9 protein-coding genes are annotated in these 9,422 nt (G+C 66.7%); 1 reads left to right on the top strand and 8 read right to left on the bottom strand.

Annotation, left to right across the window (positions count from 1 at the left end; all coding sequences use genetic code 11):
• Positions 1-279 precede the first annotated feature (279 nt).
• From ACYYG1_RS17165 to ACYYG1_RS17130, 8 genes are all read right to left on the bottom strand, one after another.
• Positions 280-1,362, bottom strand: coding sequence for a glycosyltransferase (locus ACYYG1_RS17165; RefSeq protein WP_461211560.1), 1,083 nt, complete (start codon positions 1,360-1,362; stop codon positions 280-282).
• 3 nt (positions 1,363-1,365) lie between these two features.
• On the bottom strand, positions 1,366-2,445 hold the full coding sequence (locus tag ACYYG1_RS17160; RefSeq protein WP_461211559.1) for a glycosyltransferase family 9 protein: 1,080 nt from the start codon (positions 2,443-2,445) through the stop codon (positions 1,366-1,368).
• Positions 2,442-3,518, bottom strand: a complete 1,077-nt coding sequence (locus ACYYG1_RS17155) for a glycosyltransferase (protein WP_461211558.1) — start codon at positions 3,516-3,518, stop codon at positions 2,442-2,444. Before ACYYG1_RS17155 ends, ACYYG1_RS17160 begins: the two co-directional genes overlap by 4 nt.
• Positions 3,519-3,537: 19 nt before the next feature.
• Positions 3,538-4,173 (bottom strand): HAD family hydrolase, encoded by a 636-nt coding sequence (locus ACYYG1_RS17150; protein ID WP_461211557.1) that lies wholly within the window; start codon positions 4,171-4,173, stop codon positions 3,538-3,540.
• Positions 4,170-5,087: a phosphoglycerate dehydrogenase gene (locus tag ACYYG1_RS17145; protein ID WP_461211556.1), complete on the bottom strand. Its 918-nt coding sequence runs from the start codon at positions 5,085-5,087 to the stop codon at positions 4,170-4,172. Before ACYYG1_RS17145 ends, ACYYG1_RS17150 begins: the two co-directional genes overlap by 4 nt.
• Positions 5,088-5,200: 113 nt before the next feature.
• Positions 5,201-6,085 (bottom strand): DMT family transporter, encoded by an 885-nt coding sequence (locus ACYYG1_RS17140; RefSeq protein WP_461211555.1) that lies wholly within the window; start codon positions 6,083-6,085, stop codon positions 5,201-5,203.
• Positions 6,086-6,169: 84 nt separating this feature from the next.
• The gene (locus tag ACYYG1_RS17135; RefSeq protein WP_461211554.1) at positions 6,170-6,637 is read right to left on the bottom strand and encodes a GNAT family N-acetyltransferase; all 468 of its coding nucleotides are present in this window, start codon (positions 6,635-6,637) and stop codon (positions 6,170-6,172) included.
• A 166-nt stretch (positions 6,638-6,803) separates the two neighbouring features.
• Complete coding sequence (locus ACYYG1_RS17130; RefSeq protein ID WP_461211553.1) at positions 6,804-7,460, bottom strand: LOG family protein; 657 nt, start codon at positions 7,458-7,460, stop codon at positions 6,804-6,806.
• 150 nt (positions 7,461-7,610) lie between these two features.
• Here ACYYG1_RS17130 and ACYYG1_RS17125 point away from each other — a divergent pair, with 150 nt between their 5' ends.
• Positions 7,611-9,218 (top strand): MBL fold metallo-hydrolase RNA specificity domain-containing protein, encoded by a 1,608-nt coding sequence (locus ACYYG1_RS17125; protein WP_461211552.1) that lies wholly within the window; start codon positions 7,611-7,613, stop codon positions 9,216-9,218.
• Positions 9,219-9,422: the final 204 nt, after the last annotated feature.

Raw genomic sequence — 9,422 nt, 5'->3', positions numbered from 1 at the left:
AGCCTCCTTCCCCCCGGCCACCTCTGCCATTTCACCGTTATCGTTTGGTCAGGGACAACATACAAGGGGCCTGGGGGCTCGCCCACCGGCCCCTTTGGCAGCTGGTTCAAATGCGCAAGCGTTTGAACCAGCTGTCCCCTTCGAGCCAACTCTTCGAAACCTTAAGAAAAACCAAAGGTACTCTTTCCACCAGAGAGCACAGGAATAGAGCCCTTACGCATACGTGCGCAAGGCCGGACAACTGCTTGTACTGATGAATGAAGCTTCGAACTGCGAACGTCAGACCCGGGCCGCGAATCCCCGTCTTTCCAGCAACGCATCATACACCTCCACGGTGCGACGCAGCTTGGTCGAAAGCGTGAAATCTTGGGAACGCTCCAGGCTGGCTCGGCCCCAGGCCGCGCGCTGGCCCGCGTCCTCGGCGATGCGCAGCATGGCCCGGGCCAGGGCCTCGGGATCGGCCGGAGGCACGAGCAGGCCGTTGCCGTCCACCAGTTCGGGCAGGCCGCCCACGTCGGAGGCCACCACGGGCAGGCCGAAGAAAAAGGCCTCCAGCACCACGTTGGGCAGGCTCTCCTTGAGGGAGGGCAGGAAAAATGCGTCCATGACCTGCAGGTGGTCGGCCACGTTCTCCACCCGGCCCCGGAACAGGGTGCGCTCCGCGATGCCCAGCTCCCGGGCCAGCCCGCCCCAGCGCGTCTCGCGCGCGCCCAGGAGCAGCAGCCGGGCCCTGAGGCCCTGGCCCGTGGCCCGGGCGAAGCCGCGCAGCAGGTGCTCCACGCCCTTGACCGGCTTGTCGCCGGCCACGGTGCCCAGGATCAGCTCCTCCGGGGCCAGGCCTAGTGCCGCGCGCATGTCCGTGGCGTCCACGGCCGGGGTCACGCGCTCCTCGGGGATGCCGTTGTAGACCACCTCCAGCTTGCGGGCGGGCAGGCCCGTCTGGCGCAGCACCCGGGCGCAGGCCCGGGAGTTGGCCGTGAAGCAGTCGATGCCCGGGGACCAGTAGGGCAGGGGGTTGGCGGGCCGGTAGATCACGCCCCGGTAGCCCAGGCACACGCGGCCTTGCCGCCGCCAGGACAGCCCCCACCAGGCCAGGCGCTTGTTGGCCTTGTTGTGGAAGGCGTGCACGATGGCGGGCTCGCCCGGAGCGGGCAGGACGGCCTCGGCCGCGGCGCGCCAGCCCGAGCCCTCCTCGGGCAGTCTGCGCCAGTCGATGTCCGCGTCCAGGTCCGTGATCTCGGCGTCGTGGGGCACCAGGAAGGCCACCTCGTGGCCGCGCCCCATGAGGCCCCGGGCCGAATACATGGCCTGGCGCGTGCCGCCGGACAGGGACGAGGAGGAGGTCATGTACACGATGCGCACGGCCTAGCCCTCCGCCCCGGTGGGAAGAAGTTCGAGCAGCTCCGGCAGCACGTCCTTGGGTTCCAGATCCTCCAGGCAGGCGCAGCGCCCCCTGGGACAGATGTTCTCGTTGCAGGGCTGGCAGGGCAGGCCCAGGGACACGGCCTTGTGCCCGGGGCCGGGATAGGTCCAGGCGTTGCTGGTGGAGCCCTGGATGGACAGGGTGTTCACGCCCACGGCCAGGGCCATGTGCTTGGGCGCGGAGCAGTTGCCCAGGTGCAGGGCCGCACGCTCGATGCAGGCCGCCATGTGGCGCAGGGAGAGCAGCTCCTTGCAGGTCGCGCACGCCGGGACGTTCGCCGCTTTGGCCACTTCCCGGGCCACGTCCTCCTCGCCCGGGCCCCAGAGCACCAGGAATTTCAGGCGCGGGTCCGCCTCGGCGGCCAGGCGGATGAGCTCGCCGAAATGCCTCGCGGGCCAGCGCCGGGTGTCGCGGCGGTGGGACGGGTCCACGGTGACCAGGACGTCGCCTGGGCCCACGCCGTGGGCGGCCAGGGTCGCGGCGGCCTGCGCCCGCTCGTCCTCGGTGAGGTACAGGCGCGGGGGCTCGCCGTTCCAGCGGATGCCCAGGGGTTCCAGCACGCTGGCCTTGGCCATGGCCGCGTATCCGTCCCGGGGCCTGACCGTGTGGGTGTAGAGCCAGCGGTTGTACCATGGGGCCTCGTAGCTCAGGCGTACTTGGCGGCCCGAGGCCGGGGGGAAGAACCGCGACAGCCCCACCACCCAGCGGATGCGCGGCAGCTGCTGGAAATCCACCACCAGGTCGAAGCCCTCGTGGGCCACGCGCAGGTAGAAGGCCAGCTGCGCGCCTAGATTTTTGTGCGCCCGCTTGTCCACGCTCCAGATGCGCGCCACGTCGGGGTTGCCCTGGACCATGGGCGCGGCCTTGGCCTCGGTCATCAGGTGCACCTCGGCCTCGGGGTAGCGTTCCTTCAGGAGCCTGAGGGCGGGGGTGCACAGGAGCACGTCCCCGATCTGCCTGAGTTGGCAGACCAGAATCTTCCGTACGCCCTCCAGGGGCAGGAACGTCGGCGCGGGGGTCATGGCGCTTGCACCAGCCCGTTGATGAAATCGATGAACTGCCCGGCCCGGCGGTCCAGGGAATGGTTCTCGGCGAACCAGGCGAGCACGCCCGAGCGCAGGGCGGCGAGGGCCGCGTCGTCCAGAGCCAGCAGAGCGTCCAGGGCCTTGGCCAGGGACGTGTGGCCAGGGGCCGGGTCCGTGAGGGTTTCGCCCAGGGGCGCGAGGTGCCCGGGCCAGGCCTCGCGGATGCCGCCCACGTCGCGCGCCGCCGGGGCCAGGCCCCGGGCCATGGCCTCCAGGAGCGTGTTGGGCAGGCCCTCGGACAGGGACGGCAGGCAGAAGATGTCGGCTTGGTCCAGCACCGTGTTCACGTCGGAGGTGAAGCCGTGCCAGGTCACGCGCTCGGCCAGGCCCAGCTCTTCGGCCAGGGCCTTGAGCGCGGCCTCGTCCCGGCCTGTGCCCGCCACGTGCAGGCGGAAGTCCCGGCCGCGCGCGGCCAGCTCCGCCAGGGCGCGCAACAGGTCGGCGTGGCCCTTGTCCGGGTTCAGCTGGCTGGTCACGGCTATGCTGCGCGGGGTGCGCGGCGCGGGCAGGGGCTCCGACGCCGGGACTTTGCCCGTTGGGATCACGTGGATGTCTTCGGGATGCAGGAACGAGACCTCGGCCAGCATCTCGCGGCGGATGTCCTCGCAGGGCGAGAGCAGTACCGGCTGCACGAAACGGTGGGTGGTGCGCACCTTGAAGGTGTCGCGCATGTCCCGGGGCAGGCCCACCCTGTGCACCACCTGAATTCCGGCCAGGCGCGCGGCTAGCCCGGCGATGCGCAGGTCCTTGCCCACGTTGGCCACCACGGCCTGGATCTTGTTTCCCAGGAAGAAGCGGCGGAAGCGCAGCACCGAGGCCGGGCGGTAGTCGAACCCGAACCAGCCCTCCCGGGCGTCGAGGCCCATTTCCAGGGCCTTGTCCAGGAACGGGCCGGGCCGGGCGAAGATCCAGGTCTTGTGGCCCAGGCCGTCCAGGGCCCGGCAGAGGTCCAGGGTCCAGGCCTTGACCCCGCCGAAGCGGCGGGTGGCGTTTACAAAGGCGATATTCAAAGGATTGTTCACCACGCGGTTAAGCTTGAAGCCCGGCGATATACGCCTCGAGGCCAGTGAGATCGGGCATCCAGTCCACAGGGGGCGGGAATTCACCCACGCCCAGGAAGCGCGTGCCCACGCGCCTTGCCGCCTCCAGGTCCGTGCTCGCGTCCCCGATCATCAGCACCCGCCCGGGCTCCGCGTTCTCGGCGCGAACCGCGTCGCCCAGCAGCAGGGCCTTGGGCCGGGGCGAGCCGAGAACCTGCTTGAAATACTTGAACAGCCCCACCTTCCGGAGCACGATTTCCAGCTCGTACTGCGGCGCGCCCGAGGCCACGTACAGGGGCCAGGTGGCCTGGTGCTTCTCCAGGAAATCCACCACCCCGGGTATGGGCGGGGTGGTGAGCAGCTCTTCCATGCCCAGCTCGTTGAAGCGCCTGTCCAGATCGCGGGATTCGTTCTCGGTGATGGACCGGCCGTGGAAGCGTTCGAAATAATGGGCGAACTTGGCGTAGCGGCTGACCCCGCCGTGGGCCATGTGGTAGGAGACCACGTAGTCCACGGCCTCGGGCCCCAGGTCCTCGAAAAGTTTGCCGAAGGTCCGGGTCTTGATGGGCACGGAGTCCAGGAGCACCCCGTCGCAGTCGAAGACGATGACGTCGATGGCGCTCATCGGGCCGACTCCCGCAGGGCGTCGATGAGGTTCCGGGCGGCGTCCGTCTCCATCTGGATGCGGCCCTCGCGGGCGTAGGAGCCGATGTGCGGGGTGAGGATCGCGCTGTCCTGTTCGGTGAGCGGGCCGGAGTAGGGCTCCTTGTTGAAGCAGTCCACGGCTGCTCCGGCCATGTGCCCCGAGGCCAGGGCCGCGCAGAGGGCGTCCTCGTCCACCAGGCCGCCGCGTCCGCAGTTCACCAGCCACGAGCCCTCGCGCATGAGCGCCAGCTCGCGCTGGCCGATGAGCGCGTCCGTGCCCTCGGGCTTGGAGCAGTGCAGGGTCACGATGTCCGCCCAGGCCAGGAGTTCGTCCGGCTGCATGCAGCGGGCCTCCTCGGCGCAGGAGGGGTAGGGGTCGGAGTAGGCGATTTCCGCGCCCAGGTGCCTGACCGCGTCGGCCACGGCCCGGCCGATGCGCCCGAAGCCCACGATGCCCACGCGCTTGCCCGAGAGCAGGCCGCCCATGCGCTTCTTCCAGGTCCCGGTGCGCAGCTCGCGGTCCATGCGCGTGACGTTTCTGAGCAGGTCCAGCATCAGGCCCAGGGTCAGCTCGGCCACGGCCTGGGTGGGGCCGAAGGGCGTGTTGCGCACGGCGATGCCGTATTCCGCGCAGTAGGCCGCGTCCACGCTGTCCATGCCCACGCCGCAACGCGAAATGGCCTTCAGGTTTGGCAGCTGTCTGAGCACGGCGGCGGACAGCTCCTCGGTGCCGGCCAGCACCCCGTCGCAGTCCACGAGCAGGGCGACGGTCTCCTCGGGCGCGAGCTTGCGGCCGTGAGGATTCAGGACGTATTCGATGCCCGCTTCCCGCATCAGGCGCAGGGGTTCCTCGCTGTAGGTGGCGAAGGACGAGGTGGTGATGGCTGCTTTCATGGAATTCCTTGTGCTGCGGGTTTTCGTAACCCGGGATACGTATCAGAAAGGGCCTGCGGCGACAACGCCTGAGGCCGGGCGCGCGGGCTTTTGGTTCCCGGCGCGGGGCGGGGTCAGGAGGCGGTGTGGCGAGTCTGCTGCAACACGATGCCGCCCACGATCAGCGCCAGGCCCCAGAAGGTGGAGGCCAGGATGTCCTCGCCTACCAGATAGTGGATGAGTACCAGGGACAAAAACGGCGAGAGGAAGATCAGGTTGCCCACGCGCGCCGTGGTCTCGGACAGGCGCAGGGCCTGTTGCCAGAGCACGAAGGTCAGGCCCATCTCGAAGACCCCCACGTAGGCCGCGCCGGACAGGGCCCGCCAGTCCGTGACCACGGGGTCAGAAACCAGGAGCGCGGCCAGGGCCACGTAGGCCGTGCCGAACAGGAAGTTGGCGGCCAGACCGGCCACGGGGTCGCGGTCGTCGCGCGTGCCCGCGATCCAGTACAGGGCCCAGATCACGGTGCTGGCCAGGGCCAGGGCCACGCCCAGGGGGTCGGAGAAGCGCATGGACAGCGGGTCGCCGTGGGTGGAGATGACCACCACCCCCGAGTAGCTCACCAGGAGCGCCGCCAGCTCGCGCAGGCCCAGGCGCTGGCCCAGGAGCGGCACGGAGAACAGGGCCAGGGTCACGGCCCAGGTGTAGTTCAGGGGCTGGGCCTCCTGCGCGGGCAACAGGTTGTAGGCCTTGAACAGGATCATGTAGTAGATGAACGGGTTCAGCGCGCCCAGCCCGGCGGATCGGAGCCACTGCCCGCGGCTCATGGCCGCCAGCAGCCCGAGCCGCCCGCGCGCCGCGAGGATGGCCAGTAGCACGGCCAGGGACGCGGCGCTGGCGTAGAGCAGGAGCTGCACCGGCTCCATGACCCTCAGCGAGAGCTTGAAGGCGCTGGCCACGGTGGACCACAGGGCCACGGTGGCCAGCGCGTAGTAATATGCCTTGTTCTGGTCGGTCACGAGGGTTCGAATCCTCTTGGTGAGGCCTGCGGCGCCACGGGATTCCGCAGAGCTTTCGGCGCGCGGGGAACTCCCGGGAGTCCTCTACGCGGCGGAGAATTTTTCCAAATAAACAAGGGTCAAGCCCGGCGCGGCCTGGCGTTGCTGGAACCTGACGTAGCCCTTCCGTTCATACAACGAGAGATTTTTGGCGCTCCTGTCGCTGGTGAACAATTCGTAACGGGGCCGGGGACACTGTCTTTCAATCTCCGTCAGCAATCTGCTGCCGATGCCTTGGCCTTGGAAATCCGGATGAACGATAAGTTTGCCTATTAACAGTGTGTCGTCATCTGGCCGCCCTCGTACCGAACCGATGATCTTTCCTTCCTTGTCGACTGCCTTGAGAATGACCCCTTCCCGAAATTGCCGTTCCACATCGTCGAGGGTCTCCTCCAGGGGTGGAATGGAAAAGTTGTTGAGCAATATCGCCTCACTTTGGTAAGCGATGTATTGCAGCTCCAATATTTTTTTCAGGTCTTTTCTTTTTGCGCTTGTAATGTGTATCGCATGCATCGTGTCATCCTTTGTCTGTTGTCAGTGCTGGACGCAGTTACATGGGCGACGTGAGGTGGTTGTTGGATGTGCTTTGGCCTTTGGTGCAGCACGTGAATGCACCTGTGTATTGCAAAAAAATTCGTTGACGTTCCACAGCAACACGCAGACGGTCGTTCCGGGTGGTTTATACGACTACGTGCTTTTTGATGAAGCTTACGACTTCATCCGGCGTGTCCAGCACTGTCAGCAGGTCCAGGTCCTGCTCCCCGGCGAAGCCGCCCGCGATGAGGCGCTGGCGGATCCAGTCCAGCAGGCCGCCCCAGTAGTCGCTGTCGTAGAGGATGATGGGGAAGCGCTTGATGCGCAGGGTCTGGATCAGCACCAGGGCCTCGGAGAGTTCGTCCAGGGTGCCGAAGCCGCCGGGCATGGCGATGTAGGCCATGGCGTACTTCACGAACATCAGCTTGCGCACGAAGAAGTAGTTGAAGTCCACGCGCCGGGTCAGGAAGGCGTTGGACTCCTGCTCCATGGGCAGGTGGATGTGCAGGCCCACGGACTCGCCCCCGGCCTCGGTGGCTCCCTTGTTGGCGGCCTCCATGAGGCCCGGGCCGCCGCCCGAGATCACGGTGTAGCCCGCGCGGGCCAGCTTGGAGGCGATCTCCTCGGTCTGCCGGTAGATGGGCGAGTCGGGCTTGATGCGCGCCGAGCCGAAGATGGAAACGCCGTTCTTGATATCGTTCATGGTGTCGAAGCCGTCCACGATCTCGGCCATGATCTTGAACAGGCGCCAGGATTCGTTCATGGACAGTTCGTCGATGAGGAACTGCTTTCTGTCTGCCACGGAGAGCTCCTTGGGGATTGTTGACGCGCCTTTACAGGGCGAGCCCCGGTTGGGTATGTGAATATTTCCGTCTGGGACCAGTAATCCTTTTTCCCCGAATTTGGAACCGCGGCGGCCCGGGGCTCCCGGCCGCCAATGAGGACCCGATCCATGAAGATACAGTTTCTGGGCGCAGCCAAGACCGTCACGGGCTCCTGCCATATGATGGAGACGGGCGGCCACCGCTTTGCCGTGGATTGCGGCATGCACCAGGGCAACGCGGAGATCGAGAAGCGCAACTACGACACCTTCAAGTACGATCCCGGCAACATCGAGTTCTTCCTCATCACCCACGCCCACATCGACCATTCCGGGCTCCTGCCGCGCATGGCCGCCGACGGGTTCCAGGGCGACATCTACTGCACCCCGCCCACCCGCGACCTCCTGGAGATCATGCTCCGGGACAGCGCCCACATCCAGGAGATGGAGGCCGAGTGGCGCAATCGCAAGAACCAGCGCCACGGCAGAAACCTGATCCAGCCGTTGTATTCCATGGCCGACGCGGAAAAGGCCCTGGGCATGATCCGCACCGTGGACTACGACAAATCCTTCTCCCCCTTCCCCGAACTCACGGTGACCTACCGCGACGCCGGGCACATCCTGGGCTCGGCCTTTGCGGAGCTCTGCGTGCAGGAGGAGGGCGGCGAATTCAAGGCCGTGTTTTCCGGGGACCTGGGGCGGCCCGACCAGCTACTCCTCAACGACCCCAGCGTGATCCGCGACGCCCACTACCTGTTCATGGAGTCCACCTACGGGGACCGCGATCACAAGGACAAGGGCACCAGCCGTGATGAACTGGCCGCGGCCATCGCCTACGCCCATTCCCACGGGGAGAAGGTCATCATCCCGGCCTTCGCCGTGGAGCGCACCCAGGAAATCCTCTATTCCCTGTATCTTCTGGAAAAGGACGGACGCTTGCCCGCGGACATGCCCGTGTACGTGGACAGCCCCATGGCCATCAAGGCCACGGAGGTCTTCCGCAAATATCCCCAATACTTCGACGAGGAGACCACGGCCATCCTGGACTCGGGCGAGGATCCGCTGAAGCTCTCCAACCTGAAGTTCACGCCCACCACGGCCCAGTCCCAGGCCATCAACCTGAGCGGCGGCCCGGCCGTGGTCATCTCAGCCAGCGGCATGTGCAACGCGGGGCGCATCAAGCACCACCTGCGCCACAACCTCTGGCGTCCCGGGGCCAGCGTGGTCTTCGTGGGCTACCAGGGCAAGGGCACGCCCGGCCGCCGCATCGTGGACGGGGCCGAGAGCATCCGCATCTTCGGCGAGGACATCGCGGTCAAGGCCAAAATCTTCACCATCGGCGGGTTTTCGGCCCATGCCGGGCAGTCGGAGATGCTCGACTGGCTCAAGCACTTCACCACCCCGGAGATGAAGGTCTTCCTGGTGCACGGCGAAAATCGCAAGCAGCGCACCCTGGCCCGGCTCATCGAGGAGCGCTTCAAACTGGAGGTGCATATCCCGGAATACCTGGAGATCTGCACACTGACGCCGGGGCAGCCCCTGGCCATGGAGCTGGACCGCGAGGCCTCGGCCCCGCGCATCGACTGGTCCTTCCTCCTGGGTCAGACCGAGGCCCAGCTCGGCGTGCTGCGCGAGCGCGTGGGGGCCATCGAGGGCAAGAACTGGATCGACCAGACGGAATTGCGCGACAGGCTCCTGGAGATCAACAAGGATCTGTTGGCGTTGGCGTCTGAGACGTAAGTGGTTTTCTGAAGAGGATTTTTGGAGAGCGGGGAGTCGTGGCGCGGGGGTATGCGTGTCCGGCTTCCCGCCTTTTTTGTGGTGAGGGGGGAGTCGTGGTGCAAAACCAATTGTGCCCTCCCACCCACCCACCGCGTTCCCTCGCGGGTAGGGCGTTGGTTTGTCGGGAATGATGGGGGAGGTGATGCGGCCGCGCCCATGCGG

It is taken from the genome of Desulfocurvus sp. DL1XJH-121, assembly GCF_054819825.1.
The sequence above is the reverse complement of the archived record's forward strand: the minus strand, read 5'-3'. Positions and strand labels throughout refer to the sequence as shown.